Annotated in this window: 19 protein-coding genes and 2 pseudogenes; 6 read left to right on the top strand and 15 right to left on the bottom strand. The window is 67.4% G+C overall.

Annotated features, from left to right (window positions below; translation table 11 throughout):
• On the top strand, positions 1-410 hold a 410-nt coding region (locus ACWEN3_RS17330), incomplete at its 5' end, for a 3-oxoacyl-[acyl-carrier-protein] synthase III C-terminal domain-containing protein (RefSeq protein ID WP_452971273.1).
• 212 nt (positions 411-622) lie between these two features.
• Here the strand turns inward: ACWEN3_RS17330 and ACWEN3_RS17335 are convergent.
• Entirely contained in the window at positions 623-919 is a 297-nt protein-coding gene (locus tag ACWEN3_RS17335) for a transposase (RefSeq protein WP_452971276.1), read from the bottom strand.
• Between the two features lie 788 nt (positions 920-1,707).
• Positions 1,708-1,971 (bottom strand): annotated as a pseudogene (locus ACWEN3_RS17340) (transposase); the annotation flags it as partial.
• A 386-nt stretch (positions 1,972-2,357) separates the two neighbouring features.
• On the opposite strand from ACWEN3_RS17340, the gene ACWEN3_RS17345 reads away from it, so the two are divergent.
• Complete coding sequence (locus ACWEN3_RS17345; RefSeq protein WP_452971279.1) at positions 2,358-5,159, top strand: hypothetical protein; 2,802 nt, start codon at positions 2,358-2,360, stop codon at positions 5,157-5,159.
• A gap of 286 nt (positions 5,160-5,445) precedes the next feature.
• Here the strand turns inward: ACWEN3_RS17345 and ACWEN3_RS17350 are convergent, their stop codons facing one another.
• Both ACWEN3_RS17350 and ACWEN3_RS17355 read right to left on the bottom strand, forming a co-directional pair.
• Positions 5,446-6,666, bottom strand: a complete 1,221-nt coding sequence (locus tag ACWEN3_RS17350; protein WP_452971282.1) for a glycosyltransferase 87 family protein — start codon at positions 6,664-6,666, stop codon at positions 5,446-5,448.
• Positions 6,667-7,124: 458 nt separating this feature from the next.
• Positions 7,125-7,478 (bottom strand): hypothetical protein, encoded by a 354-nt coding sequence (locus ACWEN3_RS17355; protein WP_452971284.1) that lies wholly within the window; start codon positions 7,476-7,478, stop codon positions 7,125-7,127.
• A gap of 280 nt (positions 7,479-7,758) precedes the next feature.
• Between ACWEN3_RS17355 and ACWEN3_RS17360 the strand changes: the two genes are divergently transcribed.
• Entirely contained in the window at positions 7,759-8,091 is a 333-nt protein-coding gene (locus tag ACWEN3_RS17360) for a hypothetical protein (RefSeq protein WP_452971286.1), read from the top strand.
• Positions 8,092-8,127: 36 nt separating this feature from the next.
• Complete coding sequence (locus ACWEN3_RS17365) at positions 8,128-8,673, top strand: phosphotransferase family protein (protein ID WP_452971288.1); 546 nt, start codon at positions 8,128-8,130, stop codon at positions 8,671-8,673.
• 14 nt (positions 8,674-8,687) lie between these two features.
• Here the strand turns inward: ACWEN3_RS17365 and ACWEN3_RS17370 are convergent, their stop codons facing one another.
• The 3 genes and pseudogenes from ACWEN3_RS17370 to ACWEN3_RS17380 form a co-directional block, all read right to left on the bottom strand.
• Entirely contained in the window at positions 8,688-9,167 is a 480-nt protein-coding gene (locus ACWEN3_RS17370) for a hypothetical protein (protein ID WP_452971291.1), read from the bottom strand.
• Positions 9,168-9,193: 26 nt separating this feature from the next.
• The gene (locus ACWEN3_RS17375; RefSeq protein ID WP_452971294.1) at positions 9,194-9,664 is read right to left on the bottom strand and encodes a hypothetical protein; all 471 of its coding nucleotides are present in this window, start codon (positions 9,662-9,664) and stop codon (positions 9,194-9,196) included.
• A 348-nt stretch (positions 9,665-10,012) separates the two neighbouring features.
• Positions 10,013-10,490, bottom strand: a pseudogene (locus tag ACWEN3_RS17380) (restriction endonuclease); the annotation flags it as partial.
• A gap of 684 nt (positions 10,491-11,174) precedes the next feature.
• Here ACWEN3_RS17380 and ACWEN3_RS17385 point away from each other — a divergent pair.
• Entirely contained in the window at positions 11,175-11,702 is a 528-nt protein-coding gene (locus ACWEN3_RS17385) for a hypothetical protein (RefSeq protein ID WP_452971296.1), read from the top strand.
• 44 nt (positions 11,703-11,746) lie between these two features.
• On the opposite strand, the gene ACWEN3_RS17390 is transcribed toward ACWEN3_RS17385, so the two are convergent.
• The 7 genes from ACWEN3_RS17390 to ACWEN3_RS17420 all read right to left on the bottom strand — a co-directional run bounded on the left by ACWEN3_RS17390 (position 11,747) and on the right by ACWEN3_RS17420 (position 19,349).
• On the bottom strand, positions 11,747-12,820 hold the full coding sequence (locus tag ACWEN3_RS17390) for a carbohydrate kinase family protein (RefSeq protein ID WP_452971299.1): 1,074 nt from the start codon (positions 12,818-12,820) through the stop codon (positions 11,747-11,749).
• Positions 12,817-13,806 (bottom strand): zinc-dependent alcohol dehydrogenase family protein, encoded by a 990-nt coding sequence (locus tag ACWEN3_RS17395; RefSeq protein WP_452971302.1) that lies wholly within the window; start codon positions 13,804-13,806, stop codon positions 12,817-12,819. Before ACWEN3_RS17395 ends, ACWEN3_RS17390 begins: the two co-directional genes overlap by 4 nt.
• A complete protein-coding gene (locus ACWEN3_RS17400; RefSeq protein ID WP_452971305.1) occupies positions 13,803-14,660 on the bottom strand; it encodes a carbohydrate ABC transporter permease in 858 nt (285 codons plus the stop codon). Before ACWEN3_RS17400 ends, ACWEN3_RS17395 begins: the two co-directional genes overlap by 4 nt.
• A complete protein-coding gene (locus tag ACWEN3_RS17405) occupies positions 14,660-15,622 on the bottom strand; it encodes a carbohydrate ABC transporter permease (RefSeq protein WP_452971307.1) in 963 nt (320 codons plus the stop codon). The genes ACWEN3_RS17400 and ACWEN3_RS17405 overlap by 1 nt, the downstream gene beginning before the upstream one ends.
• A gap of 85 nt (positions 15,623-15,707) precedes the next feature.
• Positions 15,708-17,072: an ABC transporter substrate-binding protein gene (locus ACWEN3_RS17410; RefSeq protein WP_452971310.1), complete on the bottom strand. Its 1,365-nt coding sequence runs from the start codon at positions 17,070-17,072 to the stop codon at positions 15,708-15,710.
• A 155-nt stretch (positions 17,073-17,227) separates the two neighbouring features.
• On the bottom strand, positions 17,228-17,989 hold the full coding sequence (locus tag ACWEN3_RS17415; protein ID WP_452971318.1) for a DeoR/GlpR family DNA-binding transcription regulator: 762 nt from the start codon (positions 17,987-17,989) through the stop codon (positions 17,228-17,230).
• Positions 17,990-18,875: 886 nt separating this feature from the next.
• Complete coding sequence (locus tag ACWEN3_RS17420; protein ID WP_452971321.1) at positions 18,876-19,349, bottom strand: SMI1/KNR4 family protein; 474 nt, start codon at positions 19,347-19,349, stop codon at positions 18,876-18,878.
• A 129-nt stretch (positions 19,350-19,478) separates the two neighbouring features.
• Here ACWEN3_RS17420 and ACWEN3_RS17425 point away from each other — a divergent pair, with 129 nt between their 5' ends.
• On the top strand, positions 19,479-19,997 hold the full coding sequence (locus tag ACWEN3_RS17425; protein WP_452971313.1) for a hypothetical protein: 519 nt from the start codon (positions 19,479-19,481) through the stop codon (positions 19,995-19,997).
• A gap of 338 nt (positions 19,998-20,335) precedes the next feature.
• On the opposite strand, the gene ACWEN3_RS17430 is transcribed toward ACWEN3_RS17425, so the two are convergent.
• Positions 20,336-20,761 (bottom strand): hypothetical protein, encoded by a 426-nt coding sequence (locus ACWEN3_RS17430; RefSeq protein WP_452971316.1) that lies wholly within the window; start codon positions 20,759-20,761, stop codon positions 20,336-20,338.
• Positions 20,762-21,237: the final 476 nt, after the last annotated feature.

A 21,237-nucleotide genomic window follows, 5' to 3' on the forward strand; every position in this document is an offset into this window, starting at 1 on the left:
CGCCGGCCCCTGGGCTGCGCCGGCCGGTTCCGGTGCCGGAGCGCATGCAGCAGTTCTTCACCCTGCCCGAGGCACCGGCCGCGTGGGGGCGCTACGAGAAGGGTCTGTCCGCCTGCCACGACCAGGCGCTGGCCGACGCCGGGGCGAGCCCCAAGAACATCCGCCACGCGGTGGTCCCGTTCCTGCACCGAGGCGGCGGTCTCACCGAGAACTTCGAGATCCTGGGCTACACCGAGGAGCAGTCACTCTGGAGCTACGGGCGTACCGTCGGCCACCTGGGTGCGGGTGACCAGGCGGCGGGGCTGGCGTACCTGCGGGAGAACGGGAAGCTGGCCTCCGGGGACCTGGTGATGCTGGTGGGTGCGGGGATCGGGTTCAACTTCGCGGCGGCGGTGCTGGAGATCATCTGAGGCTGCCCTCGCATGGCGCCGACCGGCGGTCTGTCCTCGGGTCAGGGTCAGCTCACCTCCGCTCGCGCGGAGAGGAACAAGAGATCGGTAGCTTCCTCAAGAACGCCGACGGCTCACCTCCACTCGCGCGGAGAGGACATCGCGGTCAGCAGTTCCTCGTCCACGTCCAGCGGCTCAGCTTGACTCTGTCAGGGATCTTGGAGTCACCGAGGTCAACTGCCAAGGGTTCGCCAGGAGGTGAGCCGAGGGATCTTGTACTGGTCGAGATAGCTCTGGAGGGCCGTCGGCTGCCGGGGCAGGGGCTCATCTCCGGTCGGTGGCAGTCTGCTGAGGCGCTCGATGTGGATGGCGTTGGCGGTCAGGACGTGCTGGACGTGGGCCTTGCTCTGGCCTCGGTAGCGGCATCGTCGCATGCCGTGGCCGTGGGCGAACTCGTTGACGGTTCCTTCCACTCCGGAGCGCACCGCGTAGCGGGCCTTCCACTCGGGGCTGCTGCTCGGTACGGACACTCAGCTGCAGGTCGCGGAGTTCGCGTGGGGGAAACCCCACAGTGCGGGTGCTTTCGCGGGAGGTGGTGCACTGGGTGCGGGCCGGGCAGGGGTGGCACTGAGCCTTGGTGAACCTGGCCACGATCAGCGGGGCCGCAGTGGGCGAGGAGGTCGGGTAGGGGCCGTGCCAGCCCTGGCTGACTTGGCCCCTGGGGGCAGGTGTCCTGCTGGTGGTCGTAGTCGATGCGGAAGTCGTCCCGGGCAAAGCCCTCGTTCCGGCGATGTTGACGGGTGGGGTTGCCCCTGATCGGCCCGGAGACGGTGACCTGGTGATCACGGACGGCTTGTTCCAGGTGGACCAGGGAGGTGTAGCCGCTGTCGACCAGGTGCTCGTGCGACAACAGCCCGCGCCGCGACAAGCGGGTGTGGATGTCGGGCAGGACCCGACTGTCGTGGATGGTGGCCGCGCTGGTGGCCACGTCCGTGATCACGTTGGGGCTGTCCGGAACGCAAGTCTCGGTCAGATGAGCACAGAACCCTCTCCAGTTGATGATGTGTCCGTGCCGTGCGTGGCGGGCCGTGGTGTCGTAGGGCGAGACGATCGCCCGGGACGAGGGCGGCAGCCCCGGTCCGTCGTCCTCGGCAGTGCGCCAGAGCAGGCGTCCACGCGCAGACCTGGTTCGACCAGCCGGCAGAGCGCCAATACCGGGCTGGGCCAGGCCTCCCTGGTGGAGTCCTGGCCCCAGCTCTGCGACGAGCGCCCAGCCGGTGAACCTATGCGGTCACAGCACTAGGCGCTGTTTCTCGGATCATGTTCGGAGCCAGATGATGAGTGCGGCGAGGGTGACGGTGCCGAGGTAGGTGCAGGCCCGTTTTTCGTAGCGGGTGGCGACGGCGCGGAAGCCTTTCAGGCGGTTGATGGCACGTTCGACGGTGTTGCGTTTCTTGTAGTGTTCGCGGTCGAACCCGGTGGGCCGACCGCCGCGGGAACCGCGGTCATGGCGGTGTCTGCGCTGGTCGAGCCGTTCGGGGATGGTGTGCGATATCCCGCGTCGTCGCAGGTAGCGGCGGTTTTCGCCGCCTTTTTCCTTCACCGCGATCCAGCCACTTCTTTGCGATCTTGTTGCAGATACTTTCTTCGTACATGCGGTCACCTCGTGGGAACCTCTGCATCGCTTGCACAGAACACGTCCAGACTGCCCCTGAGCGGTGTACAAGCCGCGTCCTCCAGCAGTGGCGCTCCGGCCCCAGCTGTCAAGCAATCGGCCAACACCGCTTTCAGTCTCAACACGAAGGCGATGACAGCCAGTTACCTCAATGGCGACGGCAAGAACACCTCGTCCACTGCTACAACCACGCGGTCCCGAATCCGGCCGTGTGCACCCCCGCCGCCGGCAACGGCGCTTTCGCCCCACCGGTCCGCCGCTTGGCCCGGTGGCTTACTCCCAAGGAGGAATGGGTGGCTCAGCACACCCTGAGGAGCGGATGCATCGCGGTCGCCGCGGCATGCGCCCTCGCTTCGGGGGCCCTGCCCTTGACTACGGCGACAGCCTCGGCCGACAGCGCAGACGAGACGGTCATACCGGCCGCACTGCTGAGCAATCCACCCAAGGATGCCGTCGTCTTCGCAGGCACCGGCGGTTTCCTGCATCAGTCCGATAACCAGTCCGCCTTCGTCTGGACGAAGTACGCGGGCGGACCGGACATCCCGGTACCCCAGGTCACGGCCAACCCGGCACCCGGGTACTGGGGCGCGGGTGCCGACGTGGTGGCGACACCGTCGGCCGACGGATACCAGCTGCACGACATGGACTCGGATACGACCACGACCGTCAAGCCCGGCCCTGGCCAGAGTTACGTCGGGACGTTCGGCTCGCGCCTGCTGACGGTCACCAAGGCCGCTGATGGAACCGTGACGGGCTTTCACGTGCTCGGCGTGGCGGAGAGGCAGCAGACCGACACACCGGTCACGGGCTGGCCTGCGGGCGCCACACTGCAGGCTGTGGTGATGGCCGGTGACGCCAACTCGGTAGTACTGCGCTATACCGAGAGCGCCAACGGCACCACGGAGAACCGGCTGGCGCTGGTGGACCTGGCGACCGGTGCGGTCACGCCCGTCATGGGGCCGCTGGTCTCCGGTGCCCGCGCTGTGCTGTCCAGCACGTACATCGCCTGGTATTCGTCGTACGGTGCCAACGGGACCACCTCAGGGGGGCAGGTCCACGTCGTGTCCCGTTCCGCCCCCGGCGGAACGGAGAACACCATCCAGGTCCCGCCGGCACCGCTGGGCAGCACGTACACCAGCACCCTCTACCAGGTGGGCATCGCGGGCGACTCCCTGCTGATCACGTACGCAGCGTCGCACACCGGCCCGTCCAGCGCAGACGACGCGATCGGTTACCCGCTCTACGCGATGCCCTTGTCCGGCTCAACGGCCTTGACGCCGGTCCTGGACCACGTCATTACCAGCAGTGTCAGGCAGGAGCCGGGCGGGGCCGTCGTCGTGGGTGGCTCGTCGGTCACCGACTGGGCGGCCCGCCGGTTCACCGCCGGTTCGGCGGGCACCCCGACGGGAACCGCCGTGGACTCCGACCCCGGCATGCTCGCCCCCATCGACGGGCTGACCCTCGGCAACGGGAAGCTGTTCACGGTCCGGCGCACGTCGGCCGGTGGGGACCTCGTCTACGACCGCAGCGTCCAGCCGGGCTCCCCACCCTCATACGGCACCGAGCAGAACTTCGGCTCCCCCTTCGCCCCCACCCACTGCAACACTACGGCCACCTGCAACCCGCCCATCGCCACCGGCGACGGCAACATCTCCCAGCTGTGGGCCGACGCCAACTCCGAGGGCGACGCCGTCACCGTGCAGTCTCCCGGCGACTCCGCTGTGATGGTCACCCCCGGCGCCGCCGGCGGCACCCTCGTCGACGCCGAGGGCCCCTACGTGGTCTACGACGGAGGCTCCACGAAGAAGCAGTACATCGGTGACGCGGACATGGGCGGCACCAGCCACGTACTCTTCACCCGCCAGATCACCGCCGCCGCACTGTCCGGCTCCACCGTGTGGGTCCCCGGTCCCGCCTCCGGAACGCTGACCCAGATCGACCTCACCACACAGCGCACCGTCCAGACCGTCGCGACCGACGCCCCGTGCGTGCCCAGTGAGCTGCAGGCCGCTGCCCAGCACTGGGTGTACTGGTCCTGCGGGCCCTCGGGCCCGGCCGGCGTGCACGACCTGGCCACCGGCAAGGACGTCCCCGTACCCGCCCATCTCGCCGAGCTCGGCGACGGATTCGTCGTCGAACACGACACGACGGCGGGCAAGTTGACCCTGACCGACGTGCACAACGACACCGCCGCCACCACTGACCTTGCCGACCTTCCCGCCGGGCCGGTCACCGACGACCGCCGGGTGACCTGGGCCGTCGACACAGAGCAGGGCACCATCGCCTACCTGGACAGCGGCAAGAACATCCACCTCGCCGACCCGAACGTCCCAGCCTCCACCCCCGGGCCCGCCGCTGGCTCCTTCATGTACCCCGGCCAGCATCTGTCCCCGGGGCACAGCCTGAACAGCTCCACGATGACACTGACCATGCAGACGGACGGCAACCTCGTCGCCCGCCTGAACACGGGCAAGGGCGCGGGCCAGGTGGTCTGGTCGACCGGGACCAGCGGCAACTCGGGTGCGTACGCGGTGATGCAGACAGACGGCAACCTGGTCGTCTACACCAGCACCGGCGGCGCAGGCAAGGGCGGCGCTCTGTGGTCGAGCCACACCTACGGCCAACGGGGCGCATACGCCACCGCCCAGGACGACGGCGACATCGTCGTCTACGCAAAGGCAAGCCACTCCCCCCTATGGTCGAGCGGAACCTACGCCCGGTCGCAGACCACCTACTCCGGAACCACCCTCAAGCCCGGCTGGTGGACCCAGGGCACCTACACCCGCCTGGTCATGCAGACGGACGGCAACCTGGTGATGTACCGCCGCCGTGACGGCGCCGCCATCTGGTCCAGCCGGAGCTACGGCCACCCGGGCGCGTACGCCGTGATGCAGACCGACGGCAACCTCGTCGTCTACAAACCCACCGGAGGCCCCGGCAAGGGCGGCGCACTGTGGGCCACCAGCACCAGCGGCCACTCCGGCGCGTATGCGTACATGCAGAACGACGGCAACCTCGTCGTCTACAAAAACACCGGAGGGCCGGGCAAGGGCGGCGCCCTGTGGGCCAGCGGCACCAACACAACCGCACGATGACCAAGCCCTGAGCACTGCCATACACGACACGGGGCCCCGCACACCGCGGGGCCCCGTCAAGGCGCTCTTCTTGCCTGGGCTGGTACAACGGCGTCTCCGCATCCCTGGAGGACACGCCCTGCCGAAGCTGGGACGAACTGCACGCCTTGGTGGAGGCCTGGGGCGTCCCGGAAGTCCAGCAGCGATGTCCTCGGAGGCCATCCCCCTCGCGTCGATGTCGGGCTCTGCTGGATTCGACGCCGGGATCCACCGGGCGAGGGCTGACGCCCCTGGCGCCTGCGGCGGCTCAACCCATATGTGCCACCGCGTAGTGGGCGTCCGAGGACGCCGCGTCGTCAGACGTCGATTGCGGCCGCGAGGCCGTACTGCGCCAGAGCCGGCGGCAGGCCGAGACCGTCGCCACCAGCAGCAGCCCGTCGCGGATCAGCAGTACGACGATGCCCGGCAGATTGCTCCGCACGACCGGGCCGAAGCCGACGGGGAATTCGAGCACCGTGAAGAAGCACGCGGCCAGGATGAGCAGCACAGGCCGGCGCTGGACGGTGGAACGGCTGGTCAGGCAGAGCGCGCCGAGGCCGAGCAGCCAGATCAAGTATTGCGGGCTGATCACCCGGCTGGTCGTGACGAAGACCAGCACCGCGGCGAACGCCGCGTCGTAGAGCACGACGTCGCTGAATGTGCGGGCGCGTACCCGCCACCAGACCAACCAGCAGAAGGCCAGCACCGCGCCAGCCACTGCGATCCGGGCCGCGGTGGGCACATAGGGGCCGAGGAACTCGTACGACCCGTAGTGCAGCCGGGAGGTGCCGTGCCACAGGCCGAGCCGGCGCAGGACATGAAACGGTAGGGCACCCAGCGACTCGATCTCGACGCCGCGCTGACGCTGCTCGGTGAGGAACGCGAACGATCCCCGGGTGAAGGCCAGAAACGCGGCGCTGACGCCGACGGTGGTGACCAGCCCCGCAGTCCAGGAGCGGCGGGTCGTGCGGCCCCGCCGCGCACCGGCAAGCACGAGTACCGGCCAGACCTTGACCAGCGCGCCGATCCCGGCCAACGCGCCCGCCACCCGGGGGTGCCGTGCAGCGGCCAGCAGGGCGGCGACCGCCAATGCGGTGACCATCACGTCGTAGCGGGCCAGGGCCAGCGGGCCGAGCACGGCGACCCCGGCAACCCACAGCCAGGCGCCGGCCAGGTCCCGGCCGGGAGCCCGCCCGGCCCACAGCAGCATCGCCAGGACCGTCGCGTCGGCGGCGCAGGCGAGCAGGTAGAAGGCGTGCGAGTACGTCAGGAACGGCAGCAGTGCCGGTGCGAGGAAGACCGCCGCCGCGGCGGGCGGGTACTGCCAGGTGACATCGCCGACCGGAAAGCTGCCGGTCAGCAGCCGTTCGTACCAGCCGTGGTAGATGACGACCACATCAGGGCGGACATCATCACCGGGGAAGCGCAGGGCACCGAAGAGGGTCAGCAGCAGTACGGCCCGCGTCACCGCCCAGACCAGCACCAGCACCCATGTCCCTGAGCGACCCGCGGTCACCGTTTCACGCCACCACACCGTCACGTTTCAGAACCCCTCCGTCAACCGCCTTACGCGGATCACGCTGCCGGTACCAGCCCACATGAAGGTGACAGCACGGTGAACGTCGTGCGTCATCCTGTTGCACCACCCTGTGAACGGCTGCAAGCAAGCGACCATGCTGCTCAGCGCGCTCCTCAGCCTCCAGTCCAAGGACGTCGGCAAGGTGCTGCATTTATAACTGAACGCTGTGGGCGCAGCTCGGGCCCGGACTGCTGCGCGGGGGTCCGCCCAGGTTCGAATCCAATGGCGAGGAAAAGACCACGGCCGTGCTCGTCGGTGGAGCGCGGGTGTCGCACAAGCGGGGGGTTTGTGGCCCTGCAGGTGCCCTGACCGGGCTGACGACGGGACGCGGGCCTCCGCTGACCTCCGTGGGCGGCGCGCCGCATGGCTCACTTCGAGTCGAAGGTGATGCTGTAGAGCTTGCTGTCACCGGTGGGCTGGTTGGCGTACCCCCACGGGAGCAGCTGGTTCGTAGTCCACACGCCCGTCCTGAGGTCGTGCCAGCTCACGGTCAGCTTGTACATGCCGGCATCGACGCGGGTGTACCAGTCGTTGACGAGCAGGTATGAGCCGGCACGAGACGCGCCCACAATGCCGTCCCACTGGAAGCACTGGTAGGCGCCGGCGCTGTTCTTGATGGTCATGCTGCCCGAGATGCAACTGTCCGGCCCGTAGATCTGTGCAGATGCTGGCGATGCTGTGGCGAGGCCAATGGCAGCGAGGCTGGCGGCGAGTGCCGTCACGATGGCCTTTTGCCCAATTCGCATGGAACCGTTCCCCCTTTACTGCGTCAGGCGCTTGACGGCCTGACGGGTCAGCTGGCGATCTTATGAGAGTGCTTAGAGGCCGCGTGAGGTTAATTCAGGCCGCTGTCTGCGGCGGCCTATGGTCGTCCGTCTGGTCGCCGGACCAGCGAGCGCTTACGGCTGGGCACGAGCCTCATCCCGAAGAAGCAGAAACTTTCTAACTTGTTGACAAGTTAAGACGCCCACTTCCAACAGGTTAGAAAGTTGAGGAGTGGGTGTGCTTCAAATCCAGCTGGGCCCGGAGCGGCCCGCGGAGCCGGGCGACCGCCTTGGCCGGTCCACGATCGGGTGGCGCCCGGGGATGACGGAGGACGAGGCGTGGCAGGCCGGCCGCGGGGTCTGGAAGTTCAACGCGGACCGAGCCCTGGCTCAGGACGAAGTGCAGATCGTCAACACCGAGGGCCTGGTGCTGGCCGTTGCCACGATCACCGGGATCGGCAAGCACGGCGACCGGTACGCCCTGGAAGGTGAACTTCTGCGCGGAGACGCGCGGGTCGGGAAGCCCACCACCACTCCCCACCGGTCCCGTAACTCAGTCGCCTACTTCTGACCAGCCGCTTTCCCTGCTCGGGCCTGAAGGACCTCCATGGACTTCCGATCCATCCCCCGCGACCCGCACGCCTTTCAGCAGCCCGTCACCGCCGAGGACATCCAGGCGATCGGCCAGCGCGCCCTCGGGGACGCCGCACGGGTCGCCTCCGCTGTGGAGCTCGGCGGCGGCATGTACAACACGACCTACCGGATCACCGTCGACAGCATGGAGACACCGGTCATCCTGCGCATCGCCCCCGCTCCGGAGCAGCAGTTCAGCTCCGAGCGTGAGCTGATGCGCAACGAGGCGGCCACCGTCCCCTACCTCTCTCCCATCGCCAGCCTCGTCCTGCGCGTCCTGTTCGCCGACTGGTCACAGGAGATCACCGGCCGGGACTGGATCATGCAGAGCCACCTCACTGGTGTGCCCGCCCCCGAGCATCTCGGCTCCTACCCCGCGATCTCTGGCCTGGCTTTTTCGCCCAGCTCGGCGACATCACGGCACGCGTTCACGCCGTCCGTAGCTGTGGCTGGCGAACAGCCGTGTTGGCCGGCCGCAGTCGTAGGAAGATCTCATGGCGATGGGATTCCGTCGCTCTAAGCCGGGTCATCCGCTCAACGATCTGTTCCTGTAACAGCCCTGATTTCGGTCCACTGCGCACAGATCAGGTCGAGATCACCGATTGCGATCCAGGTGAGGTAATCCACTTCAGCAGAGAGTGCGCTGACTTGTCCCAGCCGGTACGCCTGCAATCTGTTCGGAAAGCCGCCAGCAAGACCGACTTCCTCATGTCCGACCTTTAAATCGACGCGCCTTGGCGTCGGATCTCGTGGTTGCCAATTCTTGGCAAAAGTAGCCAGCCAGCGGTAAGCGAACGGAGGGGCGACATGTAGGGTTGTTGTACCGACTCCTATTCCGCGCCCATCGATATCATACTTAATGAAGAAGGTCTCGTATATTCCGTTTTCCTGTTGGCTGAGCGTTCCCGTGGGGCCCTGCCCAGGGAGGCCGAACATCACCCCGTCGAACTCCCTCGCAGCCGTCGCGATTTCTTGCTCCATGGCCTGCCTACGACTTGACGGCGTGATGTTCATTTTTCCTCACTTATCGAAGTGTGCGGTCAGTCCTTGTAGTAGTACGTTGTGTCCCACGGGGTCCCGGAGTGACACTCCTCGCCGTCGATCAGGATGACGTAGCTTCCGCCTTCCACCTGTGCGGTAGCGTCCCCCGCGCCTCCCGAGTGCGTGAGGAAATGCATTTCATGATTCGGTCCGGTGGCCCACCCGCTGTCACGGAGCTTACCGACGCCGAACCTGTCAGTGACGTCTACGGTCCAACCGTAGCGAATGACATCGTGGTCGACCTTGTAGCCGGTGTTGACCTCTCCCTCGTAGTTGCCGCCGGTTGCGTAGAAGTGGATGTACGATTCTCCACAGTCACCATGCACCACAGGAATCGACTGCGGGGCGACGTGGCCGTGCTTCGGCACGGACGTCTGCTGCCCGTTCGGTAACGTGACGATCTTGTAGCCGTGCTGTTCTGCTACTGCTGCGTCGAATCCGACCACCTTCATCGGCGTCGCAACAGTCACCTCGTGCCCTTTGTGCGCCGAAGGGGCGGCAGAAGCTGCATTTGCACCAGTCAGCGCAATGGCAGCCGACAGCGTGGAGACCGCGCCTATTACCCTTGCCGAGTTTCGCATGATTCCCCCTGGATGGGATGCCTTCCCCGTGACTCATGTTGTCTCGGGTCGCGGTGGAAGCCACGGGGTCCCATTCCTTCCTTGCAAGGGAACTTTTGCGACGCAAATGGCTAGGCAGATTCCACTTGCTACAGACCGTGATCATGCATGGCGGACCACCAGCATATGGTCTTATATCGATCTTGTTCGAACAACGCACAGTGATATGCGTGCTGTCTCGCAATAGGCGGGGTTGACTCAAACAGGGCCGGCTCTAGTGAAGTTGCCCGAGGCCGCACCGGCCTGCGAGCCAGCTCCGTCCACATGGAGGCGCTGCTGCTTGGCGAAGTTCACGGCGGGTGCGGTGACCCGCCCGTTGGTCACGATGACCGCGACGTCGGCACCGTGGACTTGGCGGGCCGTGCCGTTGAGGACCTGGAGGTCCGGTGTGCCCACGGCGGAGCCGGCGAGGCCGTTGCACCGGTGTTTGCACTGGATCACCCAGCGCCGCCGGTAGGGGTCGGTGGCCTTCACGTCGGCACCCAGGTCGCCGCCACCCCCGACACGGGTCGCGTAATGGCAGCCATCGCGACGCATCAGGTCACGCACCCGCTTCTTCGAACCGGAAGTGGTGGAGGGCATCCAGCTGGGACAGGCCGTAGCGCAGGCTCTGCGCGCGAATAGCTTCCCACCGCGCCTCCTGCTGCCCGTGGTACAGCCAGCCGCCGCCGGCCAACCCACGGTGGCGCGTATGGTCAAGAGGACGGGCAATCATCACGGCGGCGTACGTGAGGGGCAGCAGTCCGGCGCAGGCCACGCTGCCCGCGGCGGTGGCCGAGGCCCAGAGGACGTGCCGGGCGGAATCATTGCGCTGGATGTGCACGAGCTGGTGCTCCACGATGTGCGGCAGTGCTGCCAGGCCCTCGGGGAAGAACCAGACGTGTCCCAATTCGATGTGGCCGATCGTCTTCGAACTACGCGCGGACTGGGCGGCATCTGCCCAACCAAGCCGGGCGCCGGTCACAGCCAGGGTGATGCGCTCCAGGCCGTGCGCGGCGGCGAAGTCCGTGACACGGGCTTCGACTCTGCGCATCTGTACCGCCTCGACCGCCAGTTCGGCCTCGTGCGGCTCCCACACCCTGTCCCGGTACACATCCCACGTCATCTGCTGGCGACTGGCCCGCCGCTAGGCCAGAGTCACCGACGGGTGTCGGTGTCGCCGACGCAGACGACAACCCGACCGTGGGCGGTTTCAGGAGAGGGCCGTCGGCCTACGGGGTGCGCCGGCAACGGCCAGGATCCACCAGTGGGCCAGCAGCCAGTTGACGACGGTCACACCAGTGCGACGGCGAAGACGGCGGCCACCAGGAGACCTATCAGCCGGTCATCCGCGCGCTGCCGCCCCCTGGCCTGGCTGGACATGCGCCGCGGCCAGTTGGGGAACGCCGCACAGCTGCTTCGTCGACTCGGCCTCGGCGAGATCCCGCTGACCCACGATGCGTTTCACGAACTCCAGCCCTGGCGGGCGGCCTCTCACCTGGAAGAACTCCTCATGGCGTGCGGAGGTCTGCCCGCGGTGGACAAGCACCTCTGTTCCTTTCAGCGCTGGCTTCCCGGCCACCTGGCCGACATCGCCGAACCCGAGCACACCAAGACGATCAGGCTCTTCGCGACCTGGCACGTCCTCCCCGGACTGCGGGCCCGCGCCGAGCGGAGCCACATCACACCCAGCATCCGCCGCTTCGCCGGCGAACAGATCAAGTACGCGACCGCCTTCCTGCAATGGCTCAGCCAGCGGAACACCACCCTCGCGTCATGCGGCCAGATCGACATCGACGCCTGGTATGCCGAGAACCCCGAGCACCCCTCAGCCGGCCAGCGCACCGAAACCCAGCACCGCAGGCCCCAGTCGGCCAATCGGCAGGAAGAACAAGCACCGTGCACGTGAGCACCCCGTCGGAAAACAGGACAGACCGAACCTCACGGCACCCATCACAAGCAGCAAAGCTGCATAAACGCCAAGCTTAGTTCTGCTGCTGTGGGTGGGTCCGCTCCCTGACGGGCGCACGTGAGCGCGGCCGTTCGAGCGGCGCCCGCCAGCGCGTCGCCGAGAACCTCGGGCAGTCGGTCGGTGTCCGTAGCCGTGTGCAGTGCCGCGCGTGCCGTTGCTGCCTCGGCTCCGGGGCCGCCTCCCAGTAGCCCGGCATGCAGCAGTCGGCTGGTCAGGCCTGCCATGAACGCGTCGCCCGCCCCCACGGTGTCCATGACCTGGACGGACACCGGCGCTATGTCCTGGCAGCCGTGCCGCCACCAGGCCCGGGCGCCGTTCGCTCCCAGGGTGAGGACGACCAGCGACGGGCCGTTTCGTGCCCAGCGGGCTGCCGTCTTGTCGGGGTTCTCGCCCGGGTGGAGCCAGGCCAGGTCCTCTTCGCTTGCCTTCACCACGTCGCTGATGGCGACGAGTTGTTCCACCCGTTCACGCTCTTGCTCCGCGGGGCGGAGCAGTGCGGGTCTGAGGTTGGGGTCGTAGGAGAGGGTGGCTGAGGTCCGCAGGGCGTGCAGGGTGCTGTAGACCTGGTCGGCTCCCGGGCTCAGGGCGGTGGCGATGGATCCGGTGTGGACGTGTGCCGGGGGGCCGTCGCGCAGTGCTTCCTCGACGGCCGCCGAGAGCGCCCAGGTGATGTCGAAGGTGTAGTTCGCGGCGCCCTTGGCATCGAGTACGGCGGTCGCCGTGGAGGTGGGGGCGTTGACCTGGGATCCCGGTGTCAAGTCGACCCCGCTGCCCTCCAGGTGCTTTCGCACCAGCCTGCCGAGGTGGTCGTGTCCCACGCGGGTGGCGAGTCGGACGGGGTGGCCGAGCCTGCCCAGGCCTAGGGCGACGTTGGCGGGGCTGCCGCCGGGGTGGCTCCGGCGCGGGCCGTCGGGACCGGCGATGACGTCCACCAGTGCTTCGCCGATGACGAGCGCCGGTAGCCCGGGGCCTGCTGTGTCCCCGCTGCCGACCAGGACTCCCGGCGCCGGCTCGGTGCGGGCCCGGCCGTGTCCGCGTTCGGTACTTCTGGTCACGGCAGCACCTGGATCTTGCGGCCCTTCCCGGCCTGGAACTGCCGCAGGGCTTCGGCGTAGTCCGTCAGCGGCAGCCGGTCGCTGATGAAGATGTCCGGGTCGAGGACGCCGCCGGCGAACAGCTCGGCGGCGCGCTCATAGCTGTGCAGGACCGCCATCGAGCCGGTGATCGTGATCTCCTGGTTGTAGATCCGGTACGGGTCGATGGTGGCCCGGGTCGCGTAGTCGGCGACGCCGAACTGCAGGTAGGTGCCTCCCTTGCCGACCCGGCCGAGGGCGTCTTGGATGGCGTGGGCGTTGCCGGTGGCGTCGATGACCACGTCCCAGCCGCGCGGGCGCTCGACCTCGTCGGCGGTGGTCACCGCGTTGCTGCAGCCGAGGGTGCGGGCGGTGGCGAGCCGGTCCTCGTTGATGTCCACCATGTCGACGGTGGCCGCTCCGGTGCGCTTGGCGAGTTCCAGCAACATCAGGCCCATGGTGCCTGAGCCGTAGATCAGGACATTGCTGGCGAGGGTGGAGCGCAGGATGTCGTACCCGCGTACCGCGCAGGACAGCGGTTCGATGAGGGCGGCGTCCTCGGCGCGGACGTGGTCGGGGAGCCTGACGCAGTTGGCGGCGGGGGCGACCGTGTACTGTGCCGCGCCGCCGGGGACGGAGACGCCGATGGCGTTGAAGCGTTCGCACAGGTTGCCGCGCCCAATGCGGCAGTAGTGGCACTCGTGGCAGTGCAGCGAGGGGTCGACGGCGACCCGATCGCCGACCTTGAGGTCGCGTACTCCGGTGCCCAGGGCGATGATCTGGCCGGCGAACTCGTGCCCGGGAATGATGGGCAGGGTGGGTGCGAACTCGCCTTGCAGGATGTGGAGATCGGTGCCGCACAGTCCGCAGGCGGAGACCTCGATCACCACCTGCCCGGGGCCGGGTGTGGGGTCGTCGACGGTCTCGACGCTGACCTGGCCGGGCGAGTGGATGACGGCGGCTTTCACTTGACTGCTCCAAGGGACAGGCCCTGGACAAGTTTGTCCTGGGCGGCGAACCCGGCGATGAGTACCGGTAGGGAGATGCAGACGGCGGCGGCGCACACCTTGGCCAGGAAGAGGCCCTGGCTGGTGACGAAGCCGGTGAGGAATACGGGCGCGGTGCCGGCGACGACGCCGGTGAGCACACGTGCGAAGAGCAGTTCGTTCCAGCTGAAGATGAAGCAGATCAGCGAGGTGGCGGCGATGCCGGGGGCGACGACGGGTGCGACGATCCGGGCAAGGACGGTGGGCAGTCCGGCGCCGTCGATGGAGGCCGCCTCCAGGATCTCGCCGGGGACCTCGGCGAGGAAGGAACGCATCATCCATACCGCGATCGGCAGGTTCATCGAGGTGTAGAGGATGACCAGCAGCGCGACGTTGTCGAGCAGGCCGCTGTCCTTGGCGATCAGGTAGATCGGCAGCAGCCCGGCCACCGCGGGCAGCATCTTGGTGGACAGGAAGAAGAACATCGCGTCCGACCACTTGCGCACCGGCTTGATGGACAGCGCGTAGGCGGCCGGGATCGACAGCACCAGCACCAGGAGCGTCGACATCAGGCTCGCGGAGAACGAGTTGATCAGCGGCGGCCAGGGAGAGACGCCGGTACTCGCGCCGAAGAACTCCCGGTAGCCCTGGAGGGTCAGCGGCGCCCCCACGCTCGGCGGGTTGGTCGCGGCGTCGGACTCGCTGTGCAGCGACGTGAGCACCATCCAGGCGACCGGGAGGAAAAAGACGGTTCCGCAGAGCCAGGCCAGCAGGCCGAGCGCACCGCGCTTGCGACGTGCCAGGAAGCCCCCGGGGGTGTCGATGGGCGTGGCCATCAGCGGGTCTCCTCTCGGAGCAGGGACGAGACGGTCCTGAGCGCGAAAGTGCCCACGAGGAGGGAGCAGATGACGACGATGACGCCCTCCGCGGAGGCCTGCCCGTAGTCGTGTGCCTGGTAGAAGGTCTCGTAGACGGTGTAGGGCAGGTTGGCGGTGCCCAGGCCGCCGGCGGTGAGGGTGAAGACGGCGTCGAAGTTCTGCACCACGTAGATGCTGCCGAGCAGGGCGGCCAACTCCAGGTAACGGCGCAGGTGGGGGAAGGTGAGGTAGCGGAAGACCTGCCAGGTGGTCGCACCGTCCACGCGGGCCGCCTCGACGGCGTCCATGGGGCGGCTCTGCAACCCGGCCAGCAGGATCAGCATCATGAAGGGTGTCCACTGCCAGATCAGCGATGCCTCCACGGACATCAGTGGTAGCGAGGACAGCCAGTCGGGCTGCGGCGCGCTGTCGCTGCCGAACAGACTCCACAGCCAGGTCAGCGATCCGTTGATCAGCCCGTAGGTGGCGTTGTACAGCGCGTGCTTCCAGAGCAGCGCGGAGGCCACGGGCACGACGAGGAACGGTGTGATCAGCATGGTGCGGACGATGCCGCGGCCGCGGAACTTGCGGTCCAGGAGCAGGGCCAGCCCCAAGCCCAGTGCCAGGCTGACCAGGACCACGGTGGCGGTCAGGGTGACGGTCGTCAGCAGGGAGGAACGCAGCTGCGGGTCGGTCACCGCATTCTTGTAGTTCTGCAGACCCGCGAAGGCCTTGTTGTTCGGGTCGAGGGCGTTCCAGCGCATGAACGAGATCGCCACGGTGCCGACGAACGGCAGCTGGGTGACCACGATCATGAAGATCAGGGCCGGGAGCAGTGGGGCCCGCCGGGCCCACGCCCCGCGGGATCGCCGTGGGGGTGCCGCCGGGTGGGCGGTCTGCGGCGCCCGGGCACGCTTGGTGAGCGGGTGAGTGATGGTCATCGGTAGGTCTCCGCTGTGCTCCGGTGCCCCGGTCCCGCGGGGGCGGGACCGGGAGGCCGTGAGCGTCGGGTGGATCGGGAAGGGGTCACTTGGCCGCGTGCTTGGCGGCTACCTTCTCGGCGAGCGCCTGACTGGCCTTCAGCGCCTGATCGACACTGGTCTTGTCGGCGATGGCGGAGCTGATCTGCTGGGAGACCTGCGTGCCCAGGTCGGTGAACTCGGGGATGCCGACGAACTGGATACCGGGGGCGGGCCGCGGCTGCACACCGGGGTTACTCGGGTCGGCGGACTTCAGCGCGTTCGCGGTGGCGGTGGCGAAGGCCGAGGCCGCAGCGACGTACTTCGGGTTGCTGTAGGTGGAGGTCCGCTTGCCCGCCGGGACGCTTGACCAGCCGAGCTTGGCGCCCACCAGGTTCTCGTATTGCTTGCTGGACGCCCAGGAGATGAATTTCCAGGCGTCGTCCTTGTGGCTGCTCGCCTTCTGCAGACCCCAGGCCCAGGTGTAGAGCCATCCCGAACTCTTGGTCTGGTCGACCGGTGCGGGCGCGTAACTCATCTTGCCGGCCACCGGCGACCCACTGGCTTCGAGCGACCCGGCCGCGGAGGTCGCGTCGTACCACATGGCGACCTTGCCCTGCTCCATGTCGTTGAGGCACTCGGCGAACCCGGACTGCGGGGCGCCCGCCTCACCGTGGGACCGCACCAGGTCGACATAGAACTTGGTCGCCTTGGTGAAGGCGGGGCTGTCGACCCGGGCCTTCCAGTCCTTGTCGAACCAGGTGCCGCCCATGGTGTTGACCATCGTGGTCAAAGGAGCCATCACCTCGCCCCATCCCGGGAGGCCGCGCAGGCAGATGCCCTTCATCCCGGACTTGGCGCCGTCGGCCTTGGCGGCCAGGGCGGCCACCTGCTGCCACGTGGGGTTGGCCGGCATGGTCAGCCCCTTCTCCTTGAAGATGTCCTTGCGGTACATCAGGAAGGACGACTCGCCGTAGAACGGCTCGGCGTATATCTGGCCGGACGCCGTCAGGGACTGCTGCATGGCGGGCAGGATGTCGCTCTGGTCGAAGGCGGTGTCCTTCTTCGCGTACGAGGTCAGCGGGGCGAGCCAGCCGTTCTTGGCGTAGATCGGCGTCTCGTAGTTGCTGATCGTGGCCACGTCGTACTGGCCGGCCTGGCTGGAGAAGTCCTGGGTGATCTTGTCACGGACGTCGTTCTCGGGCAGCACCGTGAAGTTGACCTTGATGCCGGTTTCCTTGGTGAAGTTGTCCGCCGTGAGCTTCTGCAGGTCCGCCATCTGCGGGTTGTTCACCATCAGCACGTTGATGGAGTGCGAGCCGGAGCCGCCCCCCGAGCCACCCGCGCCCGCACAGGCCGTGAGCAGAGCGCCGCACATGGCGAGCGCCCCGAGCGGCATGGTGCGCCGCAGAACAGTGCTTCTGGAGTTCATGATCGTCCCTTTCATTAAATGTCGGGTGTGAGCAGCGAGGACGGGGGCGGGAATGTGGGATCGGGCAGACGGGTGTGTTCGGTCGACTAGACAGGGGGTGCCGTCGGAGCGGCTCCGGTGAAGCCGCCCGTGGCCGTAGGGGCGGGCTGAGCTGGTCAGACCCGGTGGACGCGGGGCCCCATCAGTGAGTAGCGGTGCGCTTCGGCGCTGGAGAGCCCGGTGTCGGTGACGATGGCCTCGAAGTCGTCCACCCCGGCGAAGCGGCAGAAGCTGCTCGCGCCGAACTTGCTGTGGTGCCCCATGAAGACGCGTCGGCGCGACACAGCCAGTGCCTTGGCCTTGACGTCGGCCACCACCGGGTCGGGGGTGGTCAAGCCGAGCTCGCGGGAGATGCCGTTCGACCCTAGGAAGGCCAGGTCGATCACGAATCGTTCGAGCATGGCGCAGGCCCATGAGCCCACCGTGGCCAGCGTCCGGGCCCGGACTCGGCCTCCGAGGAGCAACACGTTGAGCTGCGGGGAGTCCACGATCGCGGCTGCGGTGGACAGTGACGCGGTGACCACGGTCAGGGGCCGGTCACAGGGGAGGAGGCCGGCGAGGAGCTGGGGGGTATAGCCCTCGTCCACGAATACCGTCTCCGCGTCACCGAGGAGCTTGACAGCCTCCGTGGCAATACGGCGCTTGTCCTTGACGTGCAGGGTCTCCCGTTCAGGGAGGCCCGTTTCGAAGCCCGCGCCCTCGACGGGATAGGCGCCGCCATAGGTGCGGCGGATCAGGCCCCTGCGTTCCAGGACGCTGAGATCGCGGCGGACGGTCTCCGGTGCGACGGCCAGGTCGACGGCCGTGGTGGTGACCTCGACCCGTCCCTGGTGGCGGGCGAGCGCGAGAATCCGGCTCTGACGTTCTTCGGCGTTCATCGCGCTCACCTCGCCTTCCGTTCCGGGCACGGCGTGCCCGGTCTTGCCGGACATTTATACCAACCAACTTTTCGCGCAAAGCGGCCCACAACGGGCCTGAAATCGCCCGATGGTGCCTGATGGGACGACGTGAATCCGCAGGTCACAGCATTGCCATACGTTTTGTACCATTCATCGTTGCCCGTGTGGACTGTTTGCAGTGCCCGGTTCGGGCAGACAGCGGACTGTGACTGACCTCATCGCTGCTCATGCTCGTCCAGTCTGGGAAGGCCGGGCGGCACGATTCGGCAGGTCTGATCGGTCCGCTGAACGATGCCGGATGCGTCGTCGGCCGGGCCGTGTGGGCCGGTGCATGGATGACGCGTGCTGCGCACCGGGAGTGCGTCGTTCGTCTACACGGCGCAGGCGACGGCGGCCGCCGGCCGCTTGAGGGGGCGCCGACAGACGAATAGCTGGGTTGGACGTGTGCCTCCGCGTGCCGAAGAGGGTGGGCGGCCGGGGCAGCGGCGCCAGTCCCGGGGTTCCAGGGCCGGAAGTGTCGTGAGAGGAAGATGCCGAGATTGCCCGGTAGTCACCGTCGCAGGCTCCTGCCGGATACTGGATCAGGTGACCGAGCGGCGCCTGGAGTGGCAGCAGCTCTAGGCCGTGCAACGGCGGGGCGGCCCTTGTCAAGACCGCGTGCGGCGGCTGACACCAGCGGCTGACACCAAGCACGAACGGCAGCGGTCGAGGCCGAACCTCAGTGAACGATCGGCCGAGGCCGAGGGGCGGTTGGTCGACGTTGGCCGACCCCCATGATCGACCTGATAAAGATGAGACCGTACGGCAAAGTCCACGAGGTCATCCCGCGCCAGGGCTGGGCCAGGGTGCATAGGGCGCGCCCCGTCTACTGTTCCTCGACGTACTGTCCGTCGATCACTGCGAAGTCGCCCAGCCGGGCGGCCATTGCCGTCAGGTATCCGACGAAGTCACTCGCTATGGGCCCGCTCGGCCCTGCTTCGTGGTCCATGTCGATGACCTGGCCGACCTTTCCCCCAGGACCCGGCGACAGGTCCAGCACCGCGCCGTTTCCCCCGCCGTCTGCATCGAGCGAGACCCAACCGAACTGCCACCAGCCGGCCTTGAGTGCCTCGCCGTCCGCAACGAAGTCCTTGAGGTCGTCAAAGCCGCCGCTGGTCAGGAGGTTGCGCCACACACTCACTTCTTGCAGGATGCCGTCACAGGACAACAGCGTGCCCGTGGGCCAGCCCCCGTCCGTCGATCCGTTGTGTCGCCGCAGCGAGGCCGTGACCGCCTCAGGCAGCTCGATGCCGAGCATCTCCTCAAGGACGGCGATCTGCTCACCGGAGGCAGGAGGCAGGAGGCAGGATCAGATGCGCGGCACCCTGGGCCTCGTACCACCGTTCGATCTCATCCCACGCGTCCACAACAGCCGCCGCGATCTCTCTTGCCATGAAGTTCCCCCTGGTGGTTCTCTGCTCAGCTGTCAGTGACGGTGACCTTAGCGACACGCACTGACAGTGCCGCCGAGGGGCGCACCAGCACCGCACCACATCGGCACCAGACCGAACGGGGAACAGCGGGAAATCGCGAGCGTTGGGCACCAGCCACCGCAGCTCCCCAAAGGACCGTTTCACCAGGTCGGCGGCTCATCCAGGCGTGGGACCGCATCGTTCCTCAAGCCCGGGAGCTGCTTGGCGAGATCGATCTCTTCGAGACCGGTGAAACGTGCGAGCTCTCGCACAAGGCGACGGGCATTCAGGCATCCGTTTTCATCGACGAGGTAGCGATCACGGTGCCCTACTGGCACACGGGGGACGAGGCAGGCCACGTCCTCGGGATGGTCTACGCACTGGCCGTCATCATTGAACGCGAGACCGGCTTGCAGGGCTACGACCCACAAGTCGAGCTCCCGGTCTCCGAACTCTCGCCTCCACACGGCATCGCCAGGATGTCCACGATCACCAACGACCTTCAGAACCGCTTCGGGGCTGGCAACGACTCATGAGCTCTGCTGGCCGTCCAAATCCCTGGTGCCGCAGGACGGCGGGGGCAGCCCTTGTCAAGACCACGTGCGGCAGCTGACACCAACGGCTGACACCAACGAGCACGAACAGCACCGGTCGGCACCGGACCTCAGTGGACGATCGACCAAGGCGCAAGGGCCGTTAACCGACGTTGACAGACCCCCGTGATCGACCTGATAAGGATGAGGGAAGACCTCAAAGCCTGGACCCGGTACGGGCGCCGTACGCACCATCGGCTGGCGCCCAGCGCCTTGACTCGGTCACTGCCTCCGCCGACCTCTCGGGGCGCACCGGGGCCGGGTTTCCGGGGCGGTAGCCATCAGTTCCACAGCAGCTCAACTACGGCACGGAGCTTGCCGCGCCAGGCGAGTGCGCCAATCTCCGTCCGCGTAAGCGTGCGCGGCCACAACCAGGCATGACGGCGGCTCCTCCCTGCAATGTCACCACTGCACGCAGCCGCTACCGCGCCAACCACCGGGGTACACGCGATCACCAACAGCACCGGCAGAATGCCGCCCTCAACGCTGACCACGGCCTCACCCAGGAAGAGCGTCCCAGCAACAAATCCCGCCAGAAGCCGGCGGAGCAGCCCATGGGAGGTCAGCCAGTCGGGCGCGAGCGCCAATGCCGCGCCGAGCAGCAGGCCCAGCACCGCACCCGCGATCAGGCTGCCGCCCACCAGGATCAATCCGGAGACGAAAGCCGACAGCAGACCGTGCCAGTGGCCCAGCACCCCCGCGGTCATTACGCTAGCTGTTCACAGGGCGCCCCAACTCAGCGCACAGACCCCGCCGACAATCAGGCGGAACCGCAGACCTCGCATTATTACGCCACGCTTCACCGGCCCCCTCGAATCGCAGCTTAACTCCCTGGACGCAGGCCTTCGTAGCAGGGCCGTCCGTGCTCGCAGCGCTGCTTCTGCATGGCTCGGCGCAGCAGCGCCTGCTCCGCCACGGCCATGGACGTCCACGTGCTCATGACCGGCATGGTTCGAGACACCGCGGAGCCGTAGCGTCGAGGGCCCTGACCCAGCACCCTGGGGCCGTCTTTAGGCCACCTTCCTCGTCCAACAGTGGCCTCTTGGAGGCACCAGCGCGCCCGAGTCGGGCACGACGTACGTCACGGACCCCCACTGCGACCAGAACAAGCCGGGCCACTCCACGGACGCCTACGGCGGCAATTGCCCGACCGTCAAACCCACCGTCACGGTGACGAAGACCG

This window comes from Streptomyces sp. NPDC004561, from assembly GCF_053602155.1.

Excerpts from the sequence above, each read along its gene's own strand:
- ACWEN3_RS17365 (WP_452971288.1), top strand. The coding sequence starts at position 8,128 with ATGGACTTCCGATCCATCCCCCGCGACCCGCACGCCTTTCAGCAGCCC.
- ACWEN3_RS17370 (WP_452971291.1), bottom strand. The coding sequence starts at position 9,167 with ATGAACATCACGCCGTCAAGTCGTAGGCAGGCCATGGAGCAAGAAATC.
- ACWEN3_RS17385 (WP_452971296.1), top strand. The coding sequence starts at position 11,175 with ATGCGCCGCGGCCAGTTGGGGAACGCCGCACAGCTGCTTCGTCGACTC.
- ACWEN3_RS17400 (WP_452971305.1), bottom strand. The coding sequence starts at position 14,660 with ATGGCCACGCCCATCGACACCCCCGGGGGCTTCCTGGCACGTCGCAAG.
- ACWEN3_RS17405 (WP_452971307.1), bottom strand. The coding sequence starts at position 15,622 with ATGACCATCACTCACCCGCTCACCAAGCGTGCCCGGGCGCCGCAGACC.
- ACWEN3_RS17410 (WP_452971310.1), bottom strand. The coding sequence starts at position 17,072 with ATGAACTCCAGAAGCACTGTTCTGCGGCGCACCATGCCGCTCGGGGCG.
- ACWEN3_RS17415 (WP_452971318.1), bottom strand. The coding sequence starts at position 17,989 with ATGAACGCCGAAGAACGTCAGAGCCGGATTCTCGCGCTCGCCCGCCAC.
- ACWEN3_RS17430 (WP_452971316.1), bottom strand. The coding sequence starts at position 20,761 with ATGACCGCGGGGGTGCTGGGCCACTGGCACGGTCTGCTGTCGGCTTTC.